23 protein-coding genes are annotated in these 24,916 nt (G+C 59.3%); 18 read left to right on the top strand and 5 right to left on the bottom strand.

Features of this window, described 5'->3' with window-relative positions:
• The first annotated feature begins 21 nt into the window (after window positions 1-21).
• From folK to FE702_RS10775, 11 genes are all read left to right on the top strand, one after another.
• Entirely contained in the window at window positions 22-636 is a 615-nt protein-coding gene (folK, locus tag FE702_RS10825; RefSeq protein WP_147126317.1) for a 2-amino-4-hydroxy-6-hydroxymethyldihydropteridine diphosphokinase, read from the top strand.
• 82 nt (window positions 637-718) lie between these two features.
• Window positions 719-1,072, top strand: a complete 354-nt coding sequence (gene rpoZ / locus FE702_RS10820; RefSeq protein WP_147126316.1) for a DNA-directed RNA polymerase subunit omega — start codon at window positions 719-721, stop codon at window positions 1,070-1,072.
• A 17-nt stretch (window positions 1,073-1,089) separates the two neighbouring features.
• Window positions 1,090-3,231 carry a RelA/SpoT family protein gene (locus FE702_RS10815; RefSeq protein ID WP_147126315.1) on the top strand — a complete coding sequence of 714 codons (2,142 nt, stop codon included), beginning with the start codon at window positions 1,090-1,092 and terminating at the stop codon, window positions 3,229-3,231.
• Window positions 3,232-3,334: 103 nt separating this feature from the next.
• Window positions 3,335-3,940: a DUF2062 domain-containing protein gene (locus FE702_RS10810; RefSeq protein WP_255449665.1), complete on the top strand. Its 606-nt coding sequence runs from the start codon at window positions 3,335-3,337 to the stop codon at window positions 3,938-3,940.
• The gene (locus FE702_RS10805) at window positions 3,937-4,686 is read left to right on the top strand and encodes a pyridoxine 5'-phosphate synthase (protein ID WP_147126313.1); all 750 of its coding nucleotides are present in this window, start codon (window positions 3,937-3,939) and stop codon (window positions 4,684-4,686) included. The genes FE702_RS10810 and FE702_RS10805 overlap by 4 nt, the downstream gene beginning before the upstream one ends.
• On the top strand, window positions 4,683-5,159 hold the full coding sequence (locus FE702_RS10800; protein WP_255449664.1) for a hypothetical protein: 477 nt from the start codon (window positions 4,683-4,685) through the stop codon (window positions 5,157-5,159). Before FE702_RS10805 ends, FE702_RS10800 begins: the two co-directional genes overlap by 4 nt.
• 18 nt (window positions 5,160-5,177) lie before the next feature.
• On the top strand, window positions 5,178-6,659 hold the full coding sequence (locus FE702_RS10795; protein ID WP_255449663.1) for an alpha/beta hydrolase: 1,482 nt from the start codon (window positions 5,178-5,180) through the stop codon (window positions 6,657-6,659).
• 10 nt (window positions 6,660-6,669) lie between these two features.
• Window positions 6,670-7,092, top strand: a complete 423-nt coding sequence (gene acpS / locus FE702_RS10790) for a holo-ACP synthase (RefSeq protein WP_147126312.1) — start codon at window positions 6,670-6,672, stop codon at window positions 7,090-7,092.
• Window positions 7,093-7,176: 84 nt separating this feature from the next.
• Window positions 7,177-8,016: a signal peptidase I gene (gene lepB / locus FE702_RS10785; RefSeq protein WP_147126311.1), complete on the top strand. Its 840-nt coding sequence runs from the start codon at window positions 7,177-7,179 to the stop codon at window positions 8,014-8,016.
• Window positions 8,013-8,693, top strand: coding sequence for a ribonuclease III (rnc, locus tag FE702_RS10780; protein WP_147126310.1), 681 nt, complete (start codon window positions 8,013-8,015; stop codon window positions 8,691-8,693). Before lepB ends, rnc begins: the two co-directional genes overlap by 4 nt.
• A gap of 83 nt (window positions 8,694-8,776) precedes the next feature.
• On the top strand, window positions 8,777-9,742 hold the full coding sequence (locus FE702_RS10775) for a cupin domain-containing protein (RefSeq protein WP_147126309.1): 966 nt from the start codon (window positions 8,777-8,779) through the stop codon (window positions 9,740-9,742).
• A 58-nt stretch (window positions 9,743-9,800) separates the two neighbouring features.
• On the opposite strand, the gene FE702_RS10770 is transcribed toward FE702_RS10775, so the two are convergent.
• Both FE702_RS10770 and katG read right to left on the bottom strand, forming a co-directional pair.
• A complete protein-coding gene (locus FE702_RS10770; RefSeq protein ID WP_147126308.1) occupies window positions 9,801-11,015 on the bottom strand; it encodes a TsoY family (seleno)protein in 1,215 nt (404 codons plus the stop codon).
• Window positions 11,016-11,284: 269 nt separating this feature from the next.
• The gene (gene katG, locus FE702_RS10765) at window positions 11,285-13,465 is read right to left on the bottom strand and encodes a catalase/peroxidase HPI (protein WP_147126307.1); all 2,181 of its coding nucleotides are present in this window, start codon (window positions 13,463-13,465) and stop codon (window positions 11,285-11,287) included.
• A gap of 104 nt (window positions 13,466-13,569) precedes the next feature.
• Here katG and FE702_RS10760 point away from each other — a divergent pair, with 104 nt between their 5' ends.
• From FE702_RS10760 to FE702_RS10745, 4 genes are all read left to right on the top strand, one after another.
• Window positions 13,570-14,481, top strand: a complete 912-nt coding sequence (locus tag FE702_RS10760) for a LysR substrate-binding domain-containing protein (protein WP_147126306.1) — start codon at window positions 13,570-13,572, stop codon at window positions 14,479-14,481.
• A 127-nt stretch (window positions 14,482-14,608) separates the two neighbouring features.
• Window positions 14,609-15,631 (top strand): aspartate-semialdehyde dehydrogenase, encoded by a 1,023-nt coding sequence (locus FE702_RS10755; protein ID WP_147126305.1) that lies wholly within the window; start codon window positions 14,609-14,611, stop codon window positions 15,629-15,631.
• 185 nt (window positions 15,632-15,816) lie between these two features.
• Window positions 15,817-18,264 (top strand): calcium-binding protein, encoded by a 2,448-nt coding sequence (locus FE702_RS10750; protein WP_147126304.1) that lies wholly within the window; start codon window positions 15,817-15,819, stop codon window positions 18,262-18,264.
• Window positions 18,265-18,343: 79 nt separating this feature from the next.
• A complete protein-coding gene (locus tag FE702_RS10745; RefSeq protein WP_147126303.1) occupies window positions 18,344-19,978 on the top strand; it encodes a mucoidy inhibitor MuiA family protein in 1,635 nt (544 codons plus the stop codon).
• A 62-nt stretch (window positions 19,979-20,040) separates the two neighbouring features.
• Here FE702_RS10745 and FE702_RS10740 read toward each other — a convergent pair whose 3' ends face one another.
• The 3 genes from FE702_RS10740 to FE702_RS10730 form a co-directional block, all read right to left on the bottom strand.
• Window positions 20,041-20,349, bottom strand: a complete 309-nt coding sequence (locus FE702_RS10740) for a P-II family nitrogen regulator (RefSeq protein WP_147126302.1) — start codon at window positions 20,347-20,349, stop codon at window positions 20,041-20,043.
• Window position 20,350: 1 nt separating this feature from the next.
• Window positions 20,351-21,337 carry a sodium-dependent bicarbonate transport family permease gene (locus tag FE702_RS10735; RefSeq protein WP_186827058.1) on the bottom strand — a complete coding sequence of 329 codons (987 nt, stop codon included), beginning with the start codon at window positions 21,335-21,337 and terminating at the stop codon, window positions 20,351-20,353.
• A gap of 75 nt (window positions 21,338-21,412) precedes the next feature.
• Complete coding sequence (locus FE702_RS10730; protein ID WP_147126300.1) at window positions 21,413-22,063, bottom strand: carbonic anhydrase; 651 nt, start codon at window positions 22,061-22,063, stop codon at window positions 21,413-21,415.
• Window positions 22,064-22,259: 196 nt separating this feature from the next.
• On the opposite strand from FE702_RS10730, the gene FE702_RS10725 reads away from it, so the two are divergent.
• The 3 genes from FE702_RS10725 (at window position 22,260) to FE702_RS10715 (ending at window position 24,914) form a co-directional block, all read left to right on the top strand.
• Window positions 22,260-22,598 carry a hypothetical protein gene (locus FE702_RS10725; protein ID WP_147126299.1) on the top strand — a complete coding sequence of 113 codons (339 nt, stop codon included), beginning with the start codon at window positions 22,260-22,262 and terminating at the stop codon, window positions 22,596-22,598.
• Between the two features lie 103 nt (window positions 22,599-22,701).
• Window positions 22,702-24,096 (top strand): leucyl aminopeptidase family protein, encoded by a 1,395-nt coding sequence (locus FE702_RS10720; RefSeq protein WP_147126298.1) that lies wholly within the window; start codon window positions 22,702-22,704, stop codon window positions 24,094-24,096.
• Window positions 24,093-24,914 (top strand): C40 family peptidase, encoded by an 822-nt coding sequence (locus tag FE702_RS10715; RefSeq protein WP_147126297.1) that lies wholly within the window; start codon window positions 24,093-24,095, stop codon window positions 24,912-24,914. The genes FE702_RS10720 and FE702_RS10715 overlap by 4 nt, the downstream gene beginning before the upstream one ends.
• Window positions 24,915-24,916 lie beyond the last annotated feature (2 nt).

Raw genomic sequence — 24,916 nt, 5'->3', positions numbered from 1 at the left:
CTAATTTAGGGAGTTCGCATCATGTCGCAAGATAAAAAGCAACTTCCCTGTGGTCAAAGATACATCCTTGCGCTGGGCGGAAACCTCCCGTCTTCAGTCGGCGCCCCGACGGTTACGATACAACATGCTCTACAATCTTTGCGCGAGTATGACCTCCGTGTCAAAAAAATCAGCCGTTTCTTTCAGACCCCGGCATTTCCGGCGGGAAATGGCCCGGATTACGTGAACGCTGCCGTGCTGATAGAAGCCGATGAATTTGCCAGCCAGTCAACTGATGCGGCATGCCGCAGTGTTCTGGGGGTGCTGCACAAGGTGGAGCATGCATTTGGACGCACACGCGACACGCGATGGGGTCAGAGGACGCTCGATCTTGATCTGATTGCTGCGGGGGACACCATTTTACCGGATCGGGCAGGCTTCGAGGCGTGGATGCATCTTCCGATGCAGGATCAGGTCACCCGTGTACCGGACGAATTGATTCTGCCGCACCCTCGGATGCACGAGCGCGCGTTTGTTCTTGTCCCCATGGCGGACGTTGCGCCGGAATGGGTGCATCCGGTGGCAGGGCAGTCGGTCCAACAGATGATCGCGGCTTTGCCCCAAGACGAGGTCGCGTCTGTCGTTGCGCTTGATTAAGCCGCGAAGCGAATCAGGCTTGCCAATTTAGGTCTATGGGCATAAGTACAGCGCTCGTTTTATCCCCCGGAGAGATTTCGACATGGCACGCGTGACGGTAGAAGATTGCGTTGACAAGGTTCCCAACCGCTTCGAGCTTGTGATGCTGGCGGCGCACCGCGCCCGCGAGATTTCTTCTGGTGCCCCGATCACTGTGGATCGCGACAACGACAAGAACCCAGTCGTCAGCCTGCGTGAGATCGCGGATGAGACGCAAAGCGCGGAAGAATTGCGTGAGCGCCTGATCGAGTCGAACCAGACCCAGATCGAAGTCGACGAACCAGAAGACGACAACGCATCACTTCTGATGGGCGTCGAAAACGACAAACCCGCAGATGACGATCTGAACGACGAAAAACTGTTGCGCGCGCTGATGGAAGCGCAGCAACAGAAGTAACGAATGGACGGTCGCGAATGCAGCCAGCCGATGACCTGATCGGACGCATTCGCGCGTACAACCCCCACACTGATGCAGACCTGATTGCCCGAGCGTATGACTTCGGCAAAGAGATGCATGACGGGCAGTTCCGGCATTCGGGCGAACCCTATTTCACCCATCCGATTGCTGTCGCGATGCTCCTTGCCGATCAGAGGCTGGACGACGCGACCATTGTCACGGCGCTCTTGCACGACACAGTCGAAGATACGCGGGCGTCCTATGCTCGGGTGGCCGAGGAATTCGGAACCGAGATCGCCGAATTGGTGGATGGTGTCACCAAGCTGACGCAGCTTCAACTATCGTCCTCTGAAACCAAGCAGGCCGAAAACTTTCGCAAACTGTTTATGGCCACGTCACGCGATATTCGCGTCGTGCTGGTTAAGCTGGCTGACCGTCTGCACAACATGCGGACGATCAAGGCCATGAAGCCTGAAAAGCAGGTGCAGAAAAGCCGCGAGACGATGGACATCTTCGCGCCTCTGGCCGGGCGCATGGGGATGCAGTCCATCCGCGAAGAGCTTGAGGACATGGCGTTTCACGTCCTGAACCCCGAAGCGCGCACATCTGTCATCCGGCGCTTTGTTTCGCTGCAAAAGGAAACCGGTGATGTGATGGAGCGCATCGTCGGTGATATCGAACTCGAAATGAAAAAGCTCGGGATCGAAGCCGAGGTCCATGGCCGTGCGAAAAAGCCCTATTCGATCTGGCGCAAGATGCAGACCAAGCAGCTGAGCTTTTCACGGCTGTCTGACATCTACGGGTTCCGGGTCATCACCAAGGACGAAGGTGAATGCTACCGTGCGTTGGGCGCCATCCATCAGCGGTGGCGGGCCGTCCCCGGCCGTTTCAAGGATTATATCAGTCAGCCCAAGTCGAACGGGTACCGGTCACTTCACACGACTGTCTCCGGTCGCAACGCACGCCGCGTCGAGGTTCAGATCAGAACGCGTGCAATGCACGAGGTGGCTGAGACAGGTGTTGCCGCGACGTGGTCTTACCGGGATGGCGAACGCGTCGAAAACCCGTTCGCCGTCGATCCGTTTGAGTGGATGAGCCAACTGACCGAGCGCTTTCAGGATGAAGGCGATCACGAGGATTTCCTCGAAGCGGTCAAGCTCGAGATGTATCAGGACCAGGTTTTCTGCTTCACGCCGAAGGGTGATGTGATCAAGCTTCCCCGTGGGGCGACGCCACTTGATTTCGCCTATGCTGTGCATACGCGCATCGGCAATCAGACGGTTTCGGCCAAGGTGGACGGTATTCGCGTGCCGCTTTGGACACGGCTAAAGAACGGGCAATCGGTCGAAGTCATCACCGCCGAAGGGCAACGTCCGCAGGTGACCTGGGTCGATATCGCGGCCACTGGACGCGCCAAGGCTGCGATCCGGCGTTCCTTGCGAGAAGAAGATCGGGAACGCTTTATCAAGCTGGGCCGCGAATTGGTGCGCACGGCATTTGATGCGATCGACAAGCAAGCGACCAACAAGGCACTTAGAATGGCCGCCACCAATTTGGGCGCCGCCGATGCTGACGAGATCCTCGCCCGTGTTGGAAGCAGTGACCTTCTTGCGCGTGACGTCGTCGCCAGCGTCTATCCAGACCTCAGCCCAACCGAAGGCAAAGAGGTCGAGCCGCGTCGCGCCGTGATAGGCGTCGAGGCCAATCAGAGCGCTCAACGCGCCCCGTGCTGCCAACCGGTGCCGGGGGAACGTATTGTCGGGATCACCGACAAAGGCCGCGGCGTGGTCGTGCATGCCATCGATTGCGAGAATCTTGCCCTTTACGAAGACCAGCCGCATCGCTGGGTCGATCTGCATTGGCAGGAAGGTCGCCACCCTTTGAACAACACCGTGTCAGTCGACGTGACCATCTCGAACGATGCCGGTGTCTTGGGGCGGATTTGCACATTGATCGGGGAACAAAGTGCCAATATCTCGGATTTAAGATTTGTCGACAGAAAGCCTGATTTCTATCGCCTTATCTTGGATATCGACCTACGTGACCTTGAACACTTTCTTGCGGTCATGACCGTGCTGGAGGCCGATAGCAACGTGGCCGAGGTCGGTCGTCATCGTGATCCGTCGCGGTTGGCAGCCGAGACAGGCGCCGCCGTCTGACTTGGTCCGCATGCGCTCGTTCCGAGCCGGGTAAGAATTAAAGGGGACCCTCTTGGTCTTTAGACGCCGTGATAGACGCAGTTTAGGTCAGCTTGTGCGCAGCATGGTTTGGCCCAAGGGCGGCTGGTTACGTGCGATTGAATATATCAAGCATCGCGTGCGCCGATTGCCGGACCCACCCGAACGGATTGCGCGGGGTATCTGGGCCGGTTTTGCGGTGTCGTTCACCCCGTTCATCGGTGTCCACTTTGTGTTTGGCGGGCTCTTGGCATGGGTCTTGCGGGGCAACGTGCTCGCCGCCGTGCTCGCGACGTTCATCTCGAATTTCATGACCTTGCCGATTTTCGGCACGATTTCCCTGCGCGTCGGATACTGGCTGATGGGTATCAAGCCCGAGCGCGGGCTGGCGCGGCAATTCCTTGAACGCTTTGCCGAAGCGGGCTCTTCGCTTTGGAATAATGGGGTCGCAGCCTTCACGCCCGCAAAAGCCAATTGGGAATGGCTCTATCCGTTCTATATCGAGATTTTCCTGCCGTACTTGATCGGCGGTCTGATCCCTGGCGTGATCTTGGGTTCCATCGGCTATTATGGCTCGGTGCCCATCATCCGCGCTTATCAGAACCGGCGTAAGGGCCAACTTGCGGCGAAACTTGCCGAAATCCGGGCCAAGGCGCTCCGCCCGCCCGAAGACACTGGGAGCGAGCGATGAATGAGACGAGCAAACTGCGTCTGGGCGTGAACATTGACCACGTGGCGACCGTTCGAAATGCGCGCGGTGGCGCCTATCCAGACCCGTTGCGAGCCGCCAAGATTGCCGAAGAAGCCGGGGCCGATGGAATCACGGCTCACCTGCGCGAAGACAGGCGTCATATCAGCGACGCCGACATCGACGGGCTGATGGAGGTCCTAACCGTTCCGTTGAACTTTGAAATGGCCGCTACAGAAGAGATGCAGCAGATCGCGCTGCGCCATAAACCGCATGCAGTGTGCATCGTCCCCGAAAAGCGCGAAGAGCGCACGACCGAAGGTGGTCTGGAAGTCGCGCGCGAAGAGAACCGCTTGGCCCATTACATTGCGCCTCTGCGGGACGCCGGGTGTCGGGTGTCTATCTTTATCGCCGCTGATCAACGTCAGATCGAGGCGGCGCATCGCATCGGGGCCGAGGTGATTGAACTGCACACCGGGGCCTATTGCGATGCCGTGACCGATGGCGACGCTGAAACGGCCGAGAAAGAACTCAAGGCCATGACCGAGATGGCGGCATTCGCCGATGACCTTGGCCTCGAAGTGCATGCCGGGCATGGCCTGTCCTATGACACCGTCACTCCCATTGCGGCTCTGCCGCAGGTGCGCGAGTTGAACATCGGGCATTTCCTGATCGGAGAGTCGATATTCCTCGGTCTCGAACCCGCCATTCACAAGATGCGGCAGATGATGGACGAGGCCCGGTCATGATGCGCGGTGTCTTTACGCCAGCAGTTCTGGCGACATGCGCTTTCTCACTGTGTGCTGCACTGCCGACGACGGGTGCAGCCCAGTCCATTGCGCCATGCGATTGGCGTGCTTCGGCGCAGGCGATTGTCGAACCTTGGGACATGTTTTCGCGGACATACGCCAATGGGGACGTGCGCGTGGCCTTGTTGGATACAATCGAGCCCGGCGCAGGTGCGCTTCACCTACTTGTTCTCTCGCCACCGCGCGATGAACTGGGCTCACGGCAATGCAATGTGGTGTCCTATGACGGCAGTATTGGATTCGCGGGTATGCTCTTTGAAGACCACATTGCGGATTATGATCCGTTGCGTGGCCTAACGCTTAGCTTTGATGCTCAGATTTATCGCGATGATCTTGCCGATTTTGCACCGGCGATTTTGGATGTGACGATCAACCAGTCCACTGGTGTGATCGAGGCCGTCGTGTTTCAGTGACGATCCTCTGAACCATCAGTGACATATTTGAACAAAGCCCTTCCTGTCCTTGCCGCCGTGTTGGCGGTTATTGCGGTCTGGCAACTGGAATCCGCGCGTAGCGGTCTGTTGATCACCGACGCCATGGTCGGCGCTACACCCGTCACCGTTTACGAACCGGACCAATCGCTTGGACCGACGCTTGTGATTTCACATGGCTTCGCAGGCTCGCGTCAGATCATGTCGGCCTATTCCCTGCATCTTGCTCAGGCTGGGTATCGGGTCGTCGCTTTCGATTACGAAGGGCACGGAACCCATCAGGTGCCAATGTCCGGGGATGTCACGTCCGTTGATGGCACGACCCGTCGGCTCGTCAATCAGACCCTTTCCGTGCTGCGTTGGGCTGCGGCGACTGACACAAGCGGGCAACCTATAGGTCAGCTTGGGCACTCTATGGCGACTGACGTCCTGATCCGTGCCGCTCTTGAGGCCGATCAGCCCCAAGGCCCCATCGTGGCGCTCTCGGCGTTCTCTGGCGCTGTGACGGCTACGGAACCGGAAAACCTGCTTCTGATCGCAGGTGAATGGGAAGCGCGCCTGCGCGACTTTGGCGTGGATGCCGTGCAAATGATCGACCCCTCCGCCGGGGAAAGTCAGTTGATCGACGCCCAGAGTGTAAGGCGTCAGGCCATTGTCGCGCCGGGTGTCGAACATGTGGGGATCCTCTATAGCCAGACCGCACAGGTTCGTGCGCTGGATTGGATGAACGCCTTTTATGAGCGTGACAATACGGTGCCGCCAATCCTGATTGGGCCATGGCTTCTGGTGTTGCTGGCCGCATTGGTGTTGATCGGACGTCAGGTCGTTCGATTGCCCGTTGGGCAAGCCTCGAATCCGGTCACGCTTCGCCCATGGCAATTTGCGGCCTGTGTGGCGGTGCCAGCGTTACTGGCCCCGGCCATATCGGTGTTGATTGATATTCAGGCGCTGCCTGTATTGGTTGCCGACTACCTACTGGTTCATCTCGCGCTGTATGGCATTTTAACTGTCGGTCTGTTGTTGTGGTTTGGCGCGCGTCCGGGCGCGATACGCCCCCTCGCGGCGCTTATCCTTGCGGTGTGGGGCATCGCAGTCTTTGGCTTTGCGTTGCACCGCTATGGTGCGAATTTCTGGCCTGCTGGTCCACGGGTCCTGATCGTTGGTGTTTTGCTTTTCGGCGCGCTGCCCTTTGCGCTGGGCGACGCGATTTTGACACAAGCTCGGCCTTGGTGGCAAAGGGCACTTTTACGAGTGAGCTTTGTGGCGTCTTTGATGATCGCAGTCGCGTTGGATTTTGAACGGCTGTTCTTCCTCGTTCTCATTGCGCCGATCATCCTGCTATTCTTTGCGATATTCGGGCCGCTTGGCCGTTGGACAGCAGAGAATTCGGGACCGGTTGCGGCGGGCATCGGCTTGGGCGTGATCCTTGCATGGGCGCTTGGGGTGACCTTCCCCCTGTTCAGCGCCTCCGGCGCGGCATAGGACGGTATCCATGATCCTAGGCATCGGCACAGACCTCGCGAATATCGAGCGCATCCAAGGCACGCTGGATCGCTTTGGAGACCGCTTTCGCAACCGGGTATTCACAGAGACGGAACAGCGAAAGGCCGAACGCCGCGCCGACATTGCCGGGACCTATGCCAAACGATGGGCCGCGAAAGAGGCATGTTCAAAGGCGCTGGGAACAGGTCTGCGCATGGGTATCGCCTGGAAGGATATGGCAGTCTCTAACCTGCGAACGGGTCAGCCCGTCATGCAGGTGACCGGCTGGGCCAAAGAGCGCCTGCAAGAGATGACACCACCCGGACACGAAGCCATCATCCATGTCACGCTGACAGACGATCACCCATGGGCGCAGGCCTTTGTCGTGATCGAAGCTCGTCCCATTGTCCCCGTTCACGCCGACGCAACTTGACTTGATCCAACGCAACCCGCAGTACGCCCGCACGGTGCGGACATGCTCCGACCAAAACCGAGCAGGACCTACAAGGACCAAAAAATGGCTGACACCGCCGAGAAAAAGCAAAACCCAATCATCGAGACGATCAAGACGGTCGTTTACGCGCTGATCATTGCGGGTATTTTCCGGACCTTCTTTTTCCAGCCGTTCTGGATTCCCTCCGGGTCCATGAAGGACACGCTGCTGATCGGCGATTTCCTGTTCGTCAACAAAATGGCCTATGGCTATAGCTATGCGTCCTGCCCGACGATCCTGATCCCGCAACTTGGCATTGACGTGGATGCCGAGGATTTCTGCGGCGTGTTCAAAGGATCGAACGAACGCCTGTTCGGAAGCGAACCCAAACGCGGCGACGTTGTCGTCTTCCGCCATCCGGTCAACGGGCGCGACTTCATCAAGCGTCTTGTCGGTCTGCCGGGTGATCGCATCCAGATGAAAGACGGCGTTCTGCATATCAATGATGAGCCTGTCTATCTGCAGGACACCGATCCCTTCATCGAGACCTTTGAACCTCAGGGCCCCCAAGGATTGACGCCGCGTTGTGCAAACGGCTCTGTCGGCATGGGCGGGGAATGCATCAAGAACGCCCAGATCGAAACACTGCCGAACGGCGTGTCCTATCGGGTCCTCGATATTCAGAACCAACTGGTCGACAACACGCCGGTGTTTACCGTGCGCCCCGGCCATTTCTTCTTCATGGGTGACAACCGCGACAACTCTTCGGACAGCCGCTTCCCGCAAGCCGCGCAGGGTGTGGGTCAAGTTCCGCTGGAAGACATCGTCGGACGTGCGGATCGCATCATGTTCTCGTCGGCAGGGCGGTCGATCCTGTTCTTCTGGACGTGGCGCTCGGACCGGTATTTCAAGAAGATCGAATGAAGCTTTCGGCAGAGTTAAAGGCATTTCAGGACAGGTTGGGTCATAGCTTTGCCCGGCCTGAATTGCTTGTGACGGCTTTGACCCACGCCTCTTTGTCGTCTGCGACCCGATCAGACAATGAACGGTTGGAGTTTCTGGGCGACAGGGTGCTGGGGCTGGTGATGGCCGAGGCGCTGCTGGATGCAGACAACAGCGCCTCAGAAGGGCAGCTCGCCCCCCGCTTTAATGCCTTGGTGCGCAAGGAAACCTGCGCTGATGTTGCAAGGCAGGTCGATCTGGGGGCGGTTCTGAAACTTGGGCGGTCCGAGATGATGTCAGGCGGACGCCGCAAGGATGCCTTGCTGGGCGATGGGATGGAGGCGGTGATTGCCGCCATCTATCGGGATGCCGGATTTGTTGCTGCGCAAAAGGTGATCCTGAAACTCTGGGGCAAACGGATCACGACGGTCGAAGAGGATGCGCGCGACCCAAAGACGTCGTTGCAGGAATGGGCGCAGGCGCGGAAATTGCCGCCTCCGAAATATGTCGAGGTGGCGCGCAGTGGTCCCGATCACGCGCCCGAATTCACCATCGAAGCACGTCTCGAAAACGGTCAGAGCGCTCAGGCTAAAGCCGGATCGAAACGTCAGGCCGAACAGACCGCGGCCAAGACGCTCCTGAAGAATCTAGACGCCTAGGTCGATTTGGACTGCGGTCCAGACATCTCTTGCATTTTCTTGCACACGTATGCAGGGTGCGGAAAACACTTTAGGAGAACCCGATGACCCCCGCCGAAATGGAGTCGCGTATCGTTCGATATGGCGATTTGAAACCGTGCAAGACTGCCTTTATCGACGCGCACACGCCGGGGTCCGACCAGAAGGAAAACTTCACCATTATTGGGGGTGGCGTCTCCGAAAGTCCGGATCAGCATGTCCATATCCGCGACACGCCGGGCTTTAACATCGGCGCAGCAGGTCAGCCGCCCAAATGCCGAAACTCGCTGCATTCACACCGCACGGCTGAGGTGTTCTTTGTTCTCAAGGGACGCTGGCGGTTTTTCTGGGGGCGCTGGGGCACAGCCGGTGAAGTGGTGCTGGAAGAAGGGGATATCTTCAACATCCCGACTGGCATTTTCCGTGGGTTCGAGAATATCGGCACCGATTACGGAATGATCATGGCGATCCTTGGTGGGGATGATGCTGGCGGCGGTGTCCTTTGGGCGCCGCAGGTGATCGAGGATGCGGCAGACCACGGTCTGGTGCTGGGCGAAAATGGGCGTCTCTACGACACGAAAAAGGGCGAAGCGCTGCCGGACGGGGTCGGCCCGATGCCTCTGCTCTCTCAAGAGGTTCTGGACCGGATGCCGGAGCCGACCACGGCGGATGTCGTGCCGAATTACGTGGCGCGCTATTGGGACATGGTGGCCTTGGCAGACCGGCAGCCAGCCAAGGTGATCGGGCCAGACGCCATGCTTCGCGACCGTCCGGGCTTTGAAGTTGAGCTCTGGACGCGGACGTCCAGGTCTGACGCGATGGAGGCGTCATCGCAGCACGAGGTCCTCATGCCCATGCGTGGGCATTGGCGGGTCACTTGGGACGGTGGCAGCACGGTTCTGAACCCCGGCGACACGATGGCCATTCCGCCTGAAACACCGCGTTCAATTGCGCCGTCGATGACCGGCGAAGCCAGCCTTTATGTCATTCGCGGAACGGGTGACGACGCTGGCCCGACGATGCCGCTCTGACATCAAAAGGCCCGCGCTGAATGACGCGGGCCTTTGCCGACTACGGTCAACGCATCCTCTATTCGGCAGGGATGGCGTGCCCCCCGGCGGGGCGACCGAAATGGCGCTTGTTCAGCAGGAAGACCAACACGATCATCGAGATTTGGGCGACAATCGCCAGCGACGTCAGCGACCAGTAGGCGACGCCGAACTTGGCGATGAGCCCCGCGCCGACAAGCCCCTTATTGATCCAGAAATGCAGCATCACAGTGAGAGCCACGCCGGGACAGACAAGAGCGTAAGAGCCTGGCGAGTTGCCCTCGCCGGTCAGATAGGCTTCGGCGTATTTCTGGCGTTTCAGGACCAAGAGACCAAGGCCGAGGAAGACGGCTTGCACGGCCAGAATGGTCGTCGTCAGCAATAGGGTATCTGCGGTGCCTCCATGGGCGTCGAAGGTGGTGTGCAGCCCATGTTCCTGGCGCATGGTCATGATGCCAAGGATCGTCAGGATCGGAACCACGACCATCAGCGTCGGCGCGCTTTCTTTGGCGGTGCCGTGCTGCAGCATTGAGTTCATTGCGATGATTGCCGCGACCAACGCGTAGAGCGCGGCGATGGTGCCCAGCATGATCGACAGCACCAAGGAGATTCCAACTGTCAGTGGGATTGTGCTCATGGCTGCCGGGGCGGACATGCCGACGGCGGTCATGGACAGGGCGAAGGCGGGCAGAAGCTGTGCAAAGGAATTGTTGGCGGTGACGTCGAAGACGCCGCCGTCGCTTAACACGCGGCCCAGAAATGCGCCGATGCGGCGAAAGGCAATCAAGGCGATGGCGGCAAAGGCAAACATGGCCAATGGGAACAGGTATTCGACCACGCTCCACAGCCCCGGCACAAAGACAAGGCCAAGGATGAAACCAGCGTTCACGGTCATCGCGAGCGCCAGCGGCATGGCCAGCAACTGGGTTTCGCCATTAGATCCGATTAGCGCCTGATAGGCCGGGGTCTTGCGGTATTCAGACAGGCGCACGAGGTTCCAGATCAGAAGCTTGATGTTCAGAAACGCAAAGCCGGCGATCCCGGTCACAGCCACGAGAATTGCGGCTTGCATCAGGGGCGTTCCGCCCGTGAACGCTGCCAGAATATCTTCGAAAACCGGGACGGGTTGGCCCGGGTGCGGGACCCAGAACATCAGAAACATGAAGAAGGTGACGGCCAGTCCACCCGCGCCCAGCGAGGCGAGGAAATAGAGCGGTGACCATGTGTCTGCGGGTTTGTTTTGAGAGAGGTTCATGATGTGACTCCAGTCTTTCTGAAGTCTGTTTGGCATGAGTCGGATGCAAGACACGGTGACTTGGTCACTCACAGCGCGACATTTCACGACAGCACGCGCGGGCACTTGATGACTGAAAGGGGGGGGCAACCGTCTCGGCAAAACGGATGCATCTCGCAGTTGCCGTGTGCCAGTCTAGATGGCGTCGATTTCTGTGAGAGAATTGGCCGGATCATTGATCCGCTACTTGGAGGTGACCGGGCGGCGTAAGGGCCGCCCGGTCGAAAGGTTTAGGCGACCAGATCGAAACGGTCGGCGTTCATGACCTTGGTCCATGCGGCCACGAAGTCGCGGACGAACTTTTCGTTGTTGTCGTCCTGTGCGTAGACCTCGGCATAGGCACGCAGAACCGAGTTCGAACCGAATACGAGGTCCGCGCTGGTGGCTGGCCACTTGATGTCACCGGTTGCGCGGTCGCGCAGTTCATAGGTGCCATCGTCAATCGGGTGCCAGCTATAGGCCATGTCGGTCAGGTTGACGAAGAAGTCATTCGTCAGCGCGCCGACATTGTCGGTGAAGACCCCATAGGCGCTGCCGCCGTAGTTGGTGCCCATGACGCGCATGCCGCCAAGCAAAACGGTCATTTCGGCAGCCGTCAGGCCCAGCAGTTGTGCGCGGTCCAGCAGCATCTCTTCGGCTGAGACGGCGTAGTCGTCTTTCTGCCAGTTGCGGAACCCATCAGCGAGCGGCTCCAGCACGCTGAAGCTGTCAGCATCAGTTTGCTCTGCGGTCGCGTCCCCACGCCCCGGAGTAAACGGCACCTCAACCGAGTGACCACCGGCTTTGATCGCCTGCTCCAGACCGACATTGCCTGCCAGAACGATGACGTCGGCGACCGATGCCCCAGCCTCTGCCGCGATGGGCTCAAGGATGCCTAGCACCTTGGCCAAGCGGTCTGGTTCGTTGCCTGCCCAGTCCTTTTGTGGGGCCAGACGGATGCGCGCGCCATTGGCACCGCCGCGTTTGTCCGAGCCACGGAAGGTGCGGGCGCTGTCCCACGCGGTTGCGATCAACTCTGCAGAAGTCAGGCCGCTGTCCGCGATCTTCGCTTTCACAGCGTCGACGTCATAGTCGGTCGCGCCTGCGGGGATCGGGTCTTGCCAGATCAGGTCCTCTGCCGGGACGTCCGGGCCGTAATAGTTGGCACGTGGACCCATGTCGCGGTGGGTCAGCTTGAACCACGCACGGGCAAAGGTGTCGGCGAAATACTCTGGGTCTGCGCGGAATTTCTGGCAGATTTCGTTGTAGATCGGGTCAACCTTCATCGCCATGTCGGCATCGGTCATCATCGGCATGTCACGCTTGGACGGGTCCGATGCGTTGATCGGCATTTCGTCCTCTGGCATGTCGACCGGCTTCCACTGATGCGCGCCTGCGGGCGATTTTGTCAGTTCCCACTCATAGCCGAACAGGTAGTCAAAGTAGCCCATGTCCCACTTGGTGGGTTCTTTGGACCACGCGCCTTCAATCCCCGAGGTGAAGGCGTTTGCGGCTTTGCCTTCGTGGCCCGGGTTGTGCCAGCCAAAGCCCTGCATGTGGACAGGGCAACCCTCTGGTTCTGCGCCGATCTGATCGCCAAAGCCGCCGCCGCCGTGCGCCTTACCAACGGTGTGACCACCACAGGTGAGCGCAGCGGTTTCTTCGTCGTTCATCGCCATACGCGCAAATGTTTCGCGCACGTGTTGCGCGGTGCGGGCTGGGTCAGGATTGCCGTTCACACCCTCTGGGTTCACGTAGATCAGGCCCATGTGAACAGCCGACAGCGGGTTTTCCAGCGTCGACGCGTCGTCCAGATCGCCGTAGCGGTTTTCCGATGGGGCAAGCCATTCGTTTTCGGAACCCCAATAAACGTCGGTCTCTGGTCCCCAGATGTCTTCGCGACCGAAGCCGAAGCCAAACATTTTCAGACCCATCGATTCATAGGCCATGTTGCCCGACAGGATGATCAGGTCGGCCCATGACAGCGCGTTGCCGTATTTCTTTTTCACCGGCCAGAGCAGGCGGCGCGCCTTATCAAGGCTCGCGTTGTCGGGCCATGAGTTCAGTGGTGCGAAGCGGATGTTGCCAGAGCCTGCGCCGCCGCGACCGTCCTGCATGCGGTAGGACCCTGCCGAGTGCCATGCGAGGCGGATCATCAGACCGCCATAGTGACCCCAGTCTGCAGGCCACCAGTCCTGGCTTTCGGTCATCAAGGCGCGGACGTCGGCTTTGACGGCCTCGAAGTCGAGTTCTTTGACCGCTTCACGATGGTTGTAGTCGGTGTCCATCGGATTCGTGCGGGCACCGTGCTGGTGCAGGATGTCGAGGTTCAGAGCGCTGGGCCACCATTTGGTGACGGGCTTGCCGATTGCGGTGTTGCCGCCATGCGCGATGGGGCAGCCACCAAGTCCTGGCATTCTGTTTCCGTCCATTTGGCTCTCCTGTCATTGAATTCAGTTCGTTGATGCCCGCAGGATAGAGCTTTCATGCGATTAACTCCAATTGAATGAGATAAAGATTGTGATAACTTCAGGTTATGATGAATTTCACGATTAAGCATTTTCGCTACTTTGATGCGCTCGCCCGGTTTGAGCACTTTGGTCGTGCGGCAGAGGCGTGCTCAATCTCTCAACCGGCATTGTCTGTGCAGATCAAAGAGTTGGAGGGGATGCTGGGGTCACCTTTGGTCGAGCGGACCGCGCGGAAGGTGCGGCTGACGACGTTAGGCGAAGAGTTTCTAGAGCGGACGCGCCGCATTCTGAGCGACGTGGAGGACCTGTCAGAACTCGCGCGGAAGCCGGATGGACCGCTGACCGGCAGGTTGCGCATGGGAATCATTCCAACTGTCGCGCCCTATCTTTTGTCCGACATCATCCGGCAACTGTCCCTAGCCCTGCCTGATCTGGAGTTGCGACCGCGCGAGTCGGTCACGCAGTCGCTTTTGAATGATCTTCTGAATTCCCGCCTGGATTTTGTCATCGCGGCGCTGCCGGTGTCGGAGCCCAGCCTGCGCGAGTTTGCTCTGTTTGATGAAGACTTCGTATTGATCCGGTCAGAAGAGGACGCGCAAAAACCTGTGCCTGCGCCCAAACAGCTATCCGAGATGAAGCTGCTTCTACTCGAAGAAGGTCACTGTTTTCGCGATCAGGCGCTGGAACTCTGCAACATCGGGCAGTCGGATGTCAGCCTGCTGATGGAGGGGTCGTCTCTGGCAACATTGGTGCAGATGGTGGATGCCGGGCTGGGGCTGACGCTGATCCCCGAAATGGCGGTGCCGCTGGAAACGCGCGGGACCAGCGTGGCCATCTCGCGGTTTGTCGCTAACAAACCCAAGCGCACGATTGGCATGGTGTGGCGTCGGACCAATCCGTTGGAGAAACAGTTGATGGGGCTGGCAGCCACGATCCGGCAGATCGGGCAGGCGCAGCGGGACAAGGCGCGCGGCTAATCACACAACACGTCAGGCGCGACGATCTTCCACTGGCTACGGTTTCTGGTGGCCCTTTCCTTCGCCCGGCATCCGCCGTATACGCGCCCCCGGCTTGATAAGAGCTTTACCCGAAAGGACTAAGGAAATGGGGTACAACGTCGTTGTTGTCGGCGCCACGGGGAACGTGGGTCGTGAAATGCTAAACATCCTCGCGGAGCGTGCGTTCCCGGTGGATAAGATTGCCGCGCTGGCCAGCCGAAAGAGCTTGGGCACAGAGGTGAGCTTTGGCGAGAAGACACTGACGACAGAGGACCTCGACACGTTTGACTTCACGGGTTGGGACATGGCGCTCTTTGCTGTGGGATCGACCGCAACCAAGCAATACGCGCCCAAGGCCGCGGCAGCAGGTTGCGTGGTGATCGATAACTCATCGCTCTATCGCTATGACCCTGACGTGCCGCTGATCGTGCCCGAGGTGAACGCCGATGCGATCCACGGTTACACCAAGAAAAACATCATCGCGAACCCGAACTGTTCGACTGCGCAGATGGTGGTGGCGCTGAAGCCGCTGCATGACCGCGCCAAGATCAAGCGCGTCGTTGTCTCGACCTACCAGTCGGTGTCAGGTGCGGGCAAAGGCGGGATGGATGAGCTGTGGGATCAGACCAAGGGCGTCTACGTCCCGGGGCAGGAAAAAGAGCCAAAGCAGTTCACCAAACAGATCGCCTTCAACGTCATTCCTCACATCGACGTCTTCATGGAAGACGGCTCGACGAAAGAGGAATGGAAGATGGTCGCTGAGACCAAGAAGATCGTCGACCCGTCGATCAAGGTCACAGCCACCTGCGTGCGCGTGCCGGTTTTCGTGGGCCACTCGGAAGCTATCAATCTTGAGTTCGAAGATTTCCTCGACGAGGACGAAGCGCGCGACATCTTGCGGGAAGCTCCCGGCATCATGGTGATCGATAAGCGTGAAGACGGCGGTTATGTGACCCCGGTCGAAGCCGCCGGTGACTTTGCCACCTTCATCAGCCGCATCCGCCAGGACTCGACCATCGAAAACGGCCTGAACCTGTGGTGCGTATCCGACAACCTGCGCAAAGGCGCGGCGTTGAACGCGGTGCAGATTGCAGAGTTGTTGGGCAACAAGGTGTTGCAAAAGGCCTGAGCCAATTTGAATTTCCCAAAAAGGGCGTCGCTGTGCGGCGCCCTTTTTTGTTTTGCCGATTTTAGTCGCCTATTTTTGCTCAATTCGCCCCATCGTTTCGAATGACGGACCAATACAAATGGATGCTTGGTTTCATTTGGGTCTCTGTTTAGTTTCAAATTGTTGAAGTATCGGGTGGGTGATTGATGGATCTTCTATTTCTGTTGGCGTCTGGTTTGTTTCTGGGCGCGTTTGGGCTGTTTGAAGGCGACGACGATGAGGACGACGCCACTAAATCGGAACCTCACAAACCACACGAGCCTGACCCAACACCGGTCGAACGCACACAGATCATCGGCACAGCTGAGCCGGATGCCATTACCGGGACAGATGGCAATGACCTTATCTTTGGTCGCGCAGACGCAGACCGAATCGACGGAGCCGCAGGGAATGACTTGCTGCGTGGCGGCGCGGACGACGATACGATCTTTGGCAATTTGGGCAATGACGTCGCCAACGGAAACCGTGGTGCCGACCTTATTCTCGGGAACCGCGGTAATGATATTCTTGACGGCTCCGATGGCGGTGATTTGCTGTTCGGCGGTCTGGGCGAGGATCAACTGAACGGTGAAGACGGCGACGATTTTCTGGACGGCGGCTATCACACGAGCCGCCCGCTAACCTTTGAAGAGGCTGAGGCCGTGTTGCGCAATGGTGGCGAATTGCCGGACGGTGTGACCGAGGTTTTTGACGATAAGCGTCCGGACCGTTTGCTTGGTGGATTTGGGAACGACGCGCTGGTCTTGGGCGATGGGGATCGCGGGTTCGCGGGTGCGGGCGAGGACACTTATTTCGTTTTGGATGATACCCTGCAGAGGGATCCGGAAACTGGGGCTGAAATCGGGTTTGTGCCGGACGAAGATCGACTTGTGGTTGTTGTCCCCGAAGGATCAGAGCCCATGCTGGAATTGGATTCGAGCGGTTTTGACGCCCCGAGGCTTTTGTCAAACGGCAATGTCATAGCGACCTTAAGGTTGGCGGAAGGGGATGTTGTTTCCCTTTCTGATATCAGTGTTGTCGATACTGCCGGGAATGCAATTGTGCCTGCGTCTGACCCACCGCTTCAGATCATTGGCACACCGGATGATGACAGCATAACGGGAGCGAGCGGCGACGATACCCTGTCGGGACGCCAAGGTGAGGACCTGATCCAGGGTTTGGATGGTGACGACACTCTTAGCGGAGGGCAAGGCGATGATACCCTTGTCGGCGGTGATGGCGGTGACACGCTATTCGGCAACAAGGGATCGGACCTGCTGCTTGGTGGTCGTGGCGCGGATTATCTGGGCGGTTTGCAGGATGATGACATCCTTCTGGGCGGTGAAGACAGAGACTTTCTGATTGGAAATGACGGGAATGACATCCTGGATGGCAGTCGGACTTACAGCCGTGACCTCACCCTTGAAGAGGCGATTGCCATCTACCGGGATGGTGCCGATTTACCTGACGGCGTGGCGGTCACTTATGACGACAACAGCTTTGATTTCCTCAGGGGCGGCGACGGCGACGACGTACTGTATCTGGGTGAGGGGGATAATGGTTCAGGACAAGAAGGATCGGATACCTACATCGTCAATGGCGATGCGTTCCAAAGCGATCCAGACGTCACCGCGCAGGCATTTTTTGACCCGCAAGAAGATAAACTGGTTGTTTTGGTGCCCGAGGGCACGGTGCCTACGATTGAACTGGGTCAGGACGAACGGGGCGCACCTCTTTTGTTGTCAAATGGGCAGGGCATTGTCCGCCTGAGCTTGCCGATGAACACGACCTTCTCCGTGGCGGATGTTGAAGTCGTCGATACAGCCGGAAATGCGGTTAGCCCTAATCTGATTGAGCCCGTTATCATCATTGGCACAGCTGATGCGGATGAAATTGTCGGCACGCGATTTACTGATGTTATCGACGGTCAGGGTCAGCGGGATGTCATTCTGGGTCTGGACGGGGACGATAGGATCAACGGCGGATTCTGGGCGGATGTCATTTTTGGCGGGAACGGCGATGATCAGCTAAGGGGCGAAGCCGGGCGCGACGCGCTCTTTGGCGGAGGCGGAGACGACCTGATCCTTGGGGGTGTCGCGGATGACATCCTGCAAGGCGGCGGTGGTGAGGACACGCTGGTCGGCGGGGACGGCGACGATATTCTGGACGGGACCTCCGCACTCAGCCGTGATCTGACGCTGGAAGAGGTCCGTGATCTGCGGGACAACGGTGTGTTGCCCGATGACGTGACCGTCAGCACCGACGACAAAACCTTTGACGATCTGAGCGGCGAAGACGGGGATGATGTTCTGTTCCTTGGCGACCGAGATGAGGCATCAGGGGGAGAGGGCGCAGATATCTTTGTGATCAATGATGACGGGTTGCAGCGAGGGCCTACGGTTGGTGCCTATATCGAGGACTTCCGCCCCGGTGTTGATACGCTTCAGGTCCTGACCGCTGAGGGTGGAACGCCTGTTCTGACAATCGAGGAAGACGCCGGAGGGCTGACGCAGATCTTGTCTAACGGCACGGTGATTGCCTCTTTGTTCGATGTCCAGGCCAGTGCGATTTCGCTCGCAGATATCGAGATCGCCGAACTGGTCCAGAGCGTCTGACCGCCGTCCATCCATTCCCGCTATTGCATAACAGAGCCCAAGCGCCGACGGTCATGCCAGAACGGTTTGGAGGCTTGTCATGCGTTTTTTCTTTCCCGCGATTGTTGCGGTGCCCGTGTTGGCGGGGTCTGTGGCCGCAGACGTGTTGCCGGCCGCGTCTGTCGTCACCGGCGCTGTGATCTATCCGCAGGGGGCCGAGGTCACCGAACGATTTGAGGTCGAGATCCCCGCCGGACGGCACCAGATCGTGCTGGCGATGCGGGATGCGCGCGGGCTGCCCGAGATTGCCTTGCAGGGCGACATGACCCTGATCGGGCGGCGTATGGACGGGCGGGTCATTGATCCAGAGCGGTTCTATACAGCCGCGCAATCAGAGGCCCTCTCGGCGCTTGAGGCAGCCGAGACTGCACGCCGGGACCATCAGGCCGCGATCACAGCCGCGAAAGAGACGATCACGGCGCTCGATGCGCAGATCGCGTATCTGAAGTCTGCGCGCGCCTCAGGCGACGTGCCTGCAACTGCGCAGGACCTGCAGGCGACGTTGGGCATCCTTGGTCAGGAATTGCCACGCTTGCTGCGCGCGCGGCTCGAAGCTGCGCGAGCGGTGGACGAGTTGATCAAAGCCGACGAGGCCTTTCGAAGGGATTTTGAAACCGCCAATGCCGCGTTGGCGGCTCTGAACCCGCCGCAGGAAGGTTGGGCGCGCATCGCGCTAGAGGTTCAAGCCGAGACGACAACACAAGCGCGTGGGACACTGACGTCCATGGCTCCTGACGCAGGGTGGTCGCCGGTCTACGACCTTATGTTGGACAGTCAGACAGGTGACGTCGCAGTCACGCGCAAGGCCGAGGTGTTCAAGCAATCCCCAGGCGATTGGCGCAGCGTGGACCTGATCCTGTCGACCATCGTTCCAAGCGAAACGGTTGGGGCTAGCCCCGTTTTCCCAAATATTGTGCGGATGCATGATGGCTCTGTGGTGGCTATGCCCCGGTCTGCGGTTCGGATGAATGCCGAGGCCGAGACGTTTTCCATGGATGCGCCTGTTATGGAGCCAGCCATTGTCATGGAAGGGGCTGTTGGTGAGTATGAAGGGGCGGCGTTTGTCTTTGCCTTTGACGGTGCTCAGACCATCGCTGGCGGAGGCGGCGCAACAGAACTGGCATTGAATGAAACGGTTCTGGATGGCACGCGTGAGATCGTTGCCATTCCGCGCCGCGATCAAAGCGCCTTTGTGACCGCGCGGGTCGACAATACGTCAGGTGGGCCACTGATCGCCGGGCGAGCGCGCGTCTATCGTGACGACACCTATTTTGGCGACACATTCATGGATGAAATCCCGGATGGTGCCGAGGCAGTTCTGCCCTTTGGAAGTCTGGAGTCGGTGCGGCTGAGCTACCGTATTGATGACCGGGACGAGGGCGACCGGGGTTTGATCCGTCGCTCGAATACTCAGAATGAGCGGGTGAGTTTCGAAGTTGAGAACCTTGGTCCTGAGCCCATCGATCTGCGCGCGCTATATGCGCTTCCCGTCAGCGAACAAGAGGATTTGGTGATCGAGATTGGGTCCAGCCCGCGCCCCGATGCACAGGATGCAGATGGCGTACGGGGTGTCGCCGCATGGGATCTGACTCTGGAACCGGGTGGCACCCAGACGGTCGAGATCGAAATGTCCCTGACATGGCCCGAGGGCCAGATGGTCAATTGGCGGCCCTGACACCTTCTATGTTTTGCAAATACTCCGGGGAGTGTGAGGGGCTGGCCCCTCACTCCTGCCCTCTAAAACCGCTCTGCGCGCAGAACTTCGCAATCGGTCACGCAGACCACGCCGATATGACGCTCGACCACCGCAAAGGCGGCTTCCAAAAGGCCGTCCAAGCGTTCTGGCCGGATAATGCAGACCACCTGAACCATGCCGGACTGCCCGACTTGTCCGGCGCGGTCCCATCGACCAGAGCGGCCTGAACCGCCTTTGACCGGCACAATCGTGTATCCCGTGATCCCTGCCTCCTGCAGCGCATCGCAGAGACGACGCTGCATCGGGGCTTCGATCGTGATTTCGACTCGTTTCGCGGGATGCGTCTGCATATCAGGCTCCGATCATCAGGGTCGCAATGGCCAGATAAAGCGGGATACCCAGCACAAGGTTGAAGGGGAAGGTCACGCCCAGCGACAGCGTGAGATAGATCGACGGGTTGGCCTCTGGCAGCGCCACGCGCATCGCGGCAGGCACAGCGATGTAGCTGGCCGAGGCGGACAGAACCATCAGCAAGAGCGCGCCGCCCAATGACAGGCCCAAAACCATCGCGACCAACAGGCCGAGCGTCGCGCCGATAGGCGGCATGAGCACACCAAAAAGAACCGTGCGCCACGTGACAGCGCCACCGGTGTTGCGCAGCCCGCGCCCGGCAACCAACCCCATGTCGAGCAGGAAAAGGCACAGCACACCCTGAAATGGCGACACGATGAAGCTTTCGATCATCGCAAGCCCGTCTTGACCGGTCACAGCACCGATCACAAAGGACCCGACCAGCAGCACAATCGAGCCGTTCAACAGGATTTCGCGCCAGAGTTCGGCATCCATACGGCCACCTGAGCCTTCGGACTTGCCGCCTTGTGACACCAACCACAGGGCCGACAGGATGGCAGGGGCTTCCATCACGGCGGCAACGGCCACCATGTATCCTTCGGAGGTGATGCCTGCATTTTGCAGAACCGAGGTTGCGGCCACGAAGGTCACGATTGAGATCGAGCCGTAATGCCCTGCGACCGCTGCGGCATTCAGCCGGTCCATGCCGGTCAACACGCGCAGGAGGACAAAGGCCACGAACGGGATGACTGCTGACAGGACGCCACCCGCCAGCATCGTGGCAATCAAACGCCCGTCCAGCCCGTGGTCAGCGACGCTGACGCCGCCTTTGAAGCCGATCGCAAAGAGAAGGTAGATCGACATGCCCTTTGCCACGGCTTCCGGCACGCTGAGTTCGGACCGCGCAAGCGCCGCAAAGAGGCCAAGTGCAAAGCTGAGGATGATCGGCGACAGAAGGTTGTCGGCTGCAAGGGCAAAAATGTCCATCAGACGCTCCGGCTGGTTTGGCGCATAACTACCGTTTGCGGCCCGAAGGTCCAGCGTGCTCTGACATTGGGCGTCTTAGACGCTGACAAAAACCTTGGCGTCGGCGTCATAGACCTCAAGCGCGCCGCCAGAGATGTCGTTCCACAGCCCATGCAGGTTCAGCGCCCCCTGATCGACCGCTTCGGCCACATAGGGGAACGTCAGCAGGTTCTGCAGCGATACCAGCACGTTTTCCTTTTCCAGTGCCGTGGTGCGTTCTTCCAGATCTTCAATATGCTTGATGCGTGCGTGGCCTGGGCGCAGGTTGTCCATCCACCGTCCGACATGGCTCTTTGGATCTTCCAGCGCGGGGGCGTTGCCTTCGCACATGTCCCGGCATCCTGCGACGCCGCCACAATGGGAATGCCCCACGACAATGATATGTGGCACCTTCAGCACGGTGACGGCGTATTCAATCGCGGCCGAGGTTCCATGCGGCCCGCCCTCTTCCTGATAGGGGGGGACGAGATTGGCGATATTGCGATGCACGAAGAATTCGCCATGCTCCCCGCCAAGGATCGACAAAACGTTTACGCGGCTGTCACAGCAGGCAATGACCATGGCTCGCGGACGTTGCCCTTCATCAGCCAGCTTTTTGTACCAGGCTTCGTTCTCGGCATGCGTGGTGGCTTTCCAACCGTGATAGCGCTGAACGAAATTGCTGGGGAGCGGCTTGACGCGGTGCATGGTGGCCTCGGGAATTATGCGGCTTTTCGAATATGTTCTTACGCAGCAAATCGACAAAATTCGAGGGTTTTATCGCCGCGCCAAGTAAGACTTTGTTCGTAGATGCCCGGCAATAACCCGTCTGCCGTGGGGGCGGCCAAGTGGGTAAAAATGTGTGACGAACGTAACAATACTGGCGCATGACGAGGGCGTGCGCATGAATCCTGACATCGTGCAGCAATTGCACGGTCAATTGGGCGAGTCTGGCGCGCAGGGGGTGATTTGCCGGGCCATGGAAGAGATCGCCAACAGGCTGTCGCTGATCGAACGTTGCTATTATCAGCGCGACATGGAAGCCCTGTGGCGTGCGTCGAAGGGCTTGATTGGCATCGCCGATCAGGTCGGGCTTGAGACCGTAGCCCGTGTTGCTGGCGACGTCGCGGGATCTGCCAAGGTCGGTGACGACACAGCCTTGGCGGCGACTCTGGCGCGGCTGATCCGGTTGGGGGACCGATCTCTCACTGTGGTCTGGGACGTGCCGGAACTGTCGGTTTAGCAAAGCGGGTTGCGGGCGGTTGGGGCATCGCTAGGTTTGCGGGCAACGCTGATCAAACATGCAGGCCCTGACCATGACCGCAACGTCCCCTACGCAAGACACCATGACCGGGCCTCGTGCCGGGTTCGCGCCTCAGACCGACGCGGCAATTCCACTGCATCTGGTCGCGACGGACGGTGTCGATGATGTGGTGGCCGGTCTGGGTACGATGGCCGCAGGCCTTGTGAAAACCCATGGCTTTCAGGCGGCGCTGGGCGATTGCCTGGTGGTGCCAGCAGAAGATGGCTCGGTCGCTTGTGCATTGATCGGCGTGGGCACACCGGCTGCACGCGCGCGGCGCAGGGACGGGGCGTTAGCCGCCGTTGGTCGGTTGCCGGGCGGCACCTATACCGTGGCTTCGGCTCCCGAGGACGTCGATATGAGCGCGTTTGCCTTGGGCTGGCTTTTGTCGGGTTACCGGTTTGATCGTTACGCCAAGCAAAAGCCTGCGACAGCGCGCTTGGTGGCCCCAAAGGATGTTGATGCAGCGCGGCTTGCGGCGATCGCAGCGGGCGAGGCCTTGACCCGCGATCTGATCAACACGCCTGCCTCCGACATGGGGCCGGATGCGCTTGAACAGGCGGCGCGTGATTTGGCGGCGGCACACGGTGCAGACATTAAGGCTGTGACCGGCGACGACCTCCTCGATCAGAACTTTCCCATGATCCACACAGTGGGACGGGCTTCGGCCACGGCTCCCCGATTGCTGGATATCCGCTGGGGAGAGGCCGGTCCGACGCTGACACTGGTCGGCAAGGGCGTGTGTTTTGACACTGGTGGTCTGAACATCAAACCCGGCGGCTCGATGGGATTGATGAAAAAGGACATGGGCGGCGCGGCCACGGTGCTGGGTTTGGCGCATATGATCATGGCGACGGGGCTTCCGCTGCAATTGCGGGTTTTGATCCCGGCTGTCGAGAATGCGATTTCCGGCGATGCTTTCCGCCCGCAGGATATCCTGACCAGCCGAAAGGGGCTGACCGTCGAGATCAACAATACCGATGCCGAAGGGCGGCTGGTTCTGGCGGATGCGCTCGCGCTGGCTGAAGAAGAGACGCCTGATCTGCTGATATCCATGGCGACGCTGACCGGGGCGGCTCGGGTGGCTGTGGGGCCTGACCTGGCTCCCTATTACACGGATGCAAACGAGGTCGCGCTTGCGCTCGAAGACGCCGCAGTGGCCGCGCAGGACCCAGTTTGGCGGATGCCGTTTCACGCACCTTATGAGGCGATGATCGAACCCGGTATCGCCGATCTGGACAACGCGCCCAAGGGCGGGTTTGCGGGCTCGATCACGGCGGCGCTGTTCTTGCGGCGCTTTGCGTCCGAGGCCCCGCGCTATGTGCATTTCGACATTTACGGTTGGCAACCCGCAGAGACGCCGACCCGGCAAAAGGGGGGCGTCGGGCAGGGGGCGCGGGCTGTGTTCGAGGCGCTGCCACGCGTGCTGGACCTGTGAGCGACCGTCGGTTTCTGCGTGCCAATGCACGGGTGGCCGAGGTCGGAACCGATGTTTCTGACGGGCAGGATCAGGTCACGGCTGCCCCGCGCGTCTGTGTGGCTGCCTATGTCGATCTTTGCCGCGCGCCGGGCGAAGGACGCGACAAGCATCTGATCTTTGGCGATGCATTCCAAGTGCTTGAAGATCGCGCTGGCCATGCCTTTGGCTATGACCCAAGCGACGGCTATGTGGGCTATATCCCCAGCGCGGCGCTGAGCGATCCCTATGAACCAACACATCGCGTGGCCACACGATCGGCGCATATCTATCAGAAAGCGGATTTCAAATCGCCTGAGGTCATGCCGCTGAGCTATGGCTCTGCTTTGCAAGGCGTCGTGCAAGGTGATTACCTGATGCTCGTGGCAGGGGGCTATGTGCCCATGGCGCAGGTCGCGCCGATTGAGACACGCGCCGATGACCCCGCCAGCGTGGCAGAGATGTTCCTGGGTACACCGTACCTTTGGGGTGGGAATACGGGGTGCGGCATTGATTGCTCTGGCCTGACGATGACGGCGCTACGGGCTGCCGGGATCGATTGCCCACGGGATAGTGACCTGCAAGCCAAGGCTTGGGAACACCTGCCAAATGATGCGCCGCTCAGGCGAGGCGATCTGGTCTTCTGGAAGGGGCATGTCGGCATGATGCTGGACGCCGCCACCCTAATTCACGCAAATGCGCATCACATGCGCGTGGCCACTGAACCGCTGGAAGGTGCGATCAAGCGTATCGCCGCGAATGAGTTTGGTGAGGTCACGGGCCGCGCGCGACCAGTTTAATC

The organism is Shimia ponticola, from assembly GCF_007995215.1.
Taxonomy (GTDB): Bacteria; Pseudomonadota; Alphaproteobacteria; order Rhodobacterales; family Rhodobacteraceae; genus Shimia_B; species Shimia_B ponticola.
The sequence above is the reverse complement of the archived record's forward strand: the minus strand, read 5'-3'. Positions and strand labels throughout refer to the sequence as shown.

What these genes read in the sequence shown, in the direction of transcription:
- folK (WP_147126317.1), top strand. Translation starts at nt 22, where the DNA reads ATGTCGCAAGATAAAAAGCAACTTCCCTGTGGTCAAAGATACATCCTT.
- rpoZ (WP_147126316.1), top strand. Translation starts at nt 719, where the DNA reads ATGGCACGCGTGACGGTAGAAGATTGCGTTGACAAGGTTCCCAACCGC.
- FE702_RS10815 (WP_147126315.1), top strand. Translation starts at nt 1,090, where the DNA reads ATGCAGCCAGCCGATGACCTGATCGGACGCATTCGCGCGTACAACCCC.
- FE702_RS10810 (WP_255449665.1), top strand. Translation starts at nt 3,335, where the DNA reads ATGGTTTGGCCCAAGGGCGGCTGGTTACGTGCGATTGAATATATCAAG.
- FE702_RS10805 (WP_147126313.1), top strand. Translation starts at nt 3,937, where the DNA reads ATGAATGAGACGAGCAAACTGCGTCTGGGCGTGAACATTGACCACGTG.
- FE702_RS10800 (WP_255449664.1), top strand. Translation starts at nt 4,683, where the DNA reads ATGATGCGCGGTGTCTTTACGCCAGCAGTTCTGGCGACATGCGCTTTC.
- acpS (WP_147126312.1), top strand. Translation starts at nt 6,670, where the DNA reads ATGATCCTAGGCATCGGCACAGACCTCGCGAATATCGAGCGCATCCAA.
- lepB (WP_147126311.1), top strand. Translation starts at nt 7,177, where the DNA reads ATGGCTGACACCGCCGAGAAAAAGCAAAACCCAATCATCGAGACGATC.
- rnc (WP_147126310.1), top strand. Translation starts at nt 8,013, where the DNA reads ATGAAGCTTTCGGCAGAGTTAAAGGCATTTCAGGACAGGTTGGGTCAT.
- FE702_RS10775 (WP_147126309.1), top strand. Translation starts at nt 8,777, where the DNA reads ATGACCCCCGCCGAAATGGAGTCGCGTATCGTTCGATATGGCGATTTG.
- FE702_RS10770 (WP_147126308.1), bottom strand. Translation starts at nt 11,015, where the DNA reads ATGAACCTCTCTCAAAACAAACCCGCAGACACATGGTCACCGCTCTAT.
- katG (WP_147126307.1), bottom strand. Translation starts at nt 13,465, where the DNA reads ATGGACGGAAACAGAATGCCAGGACTTGGTGGCTGCCCCATCGCGCAT.
- FE702_RS10760 (WP_147126306.1), top strand. Translation starts at nt 13,570, where the DNA reads ATGATGAATTTCACGATTAAGCATTTTCGCTACTTTGATGCGCTCGCC.
- FE702_RS10755 (WP_147126305.1), top strand. Translation starts at nt 14,609, where the DNA reads ATGGGGTACAACGTCGTTGTTGTCGGCGCCACGGGGAACGTGGGTCGT.
- FE702_RS10750 (WP_147126304.1), top strand. Translation starts at nt 15,817, where the DNA reads ATGGATCTTCTATTTCTGTTGGCGTCTGGTTTGTTTCTGGGCGCGTTT.
- FE702_RS10745 (WP_147126303.1), top strand. Translation starts at nt 18,344, where the DNA reads ATGCGTTTTTTCTTTCCCGCGATTGTTGCGGTGCCCGTGTTGGCGGGG.
- FE702_RS10740 (WP_147126302.1), bottom strand. Translation starts at nt 20,349, where the DNA reads ATGCAGACGCATCCCGCGAAACGAGTCGAAATCACGATCGAAGCCCCG.
- FE702_RS10735 (WP_186827058.1), bottom strand. Translation starts at nt 21,337, where the DNA reads ATGGACATTTTTGCCCTTGCAGCCGACAACCTTCTGTCGCCGATCATC.
- FE702_RS10730 (WP_147126300.1), bottom strand. Translation starts at nt 22,063, where the DNA reads ATGCACCGCGTCAAGCCGCTCCCCAGCAATTTCGTTCAGCGCTATCAC.
- FE702_RS10725 (WP_147126299.1), top strand. Translation starts at nt 22,260, where the DNA reads ATGAATCCTGACATCGTGCAGCAATTGCACGGTCAATTGGGCGAGTCT.
- FE702_RS10720 (WP_147126298.1), top strand. Translation starts at nt 22,702, where the DNA reads ATGACCGGGCCTCGTGCCGGGTTCGCGCCTCAGACCGACGCGGCAATT.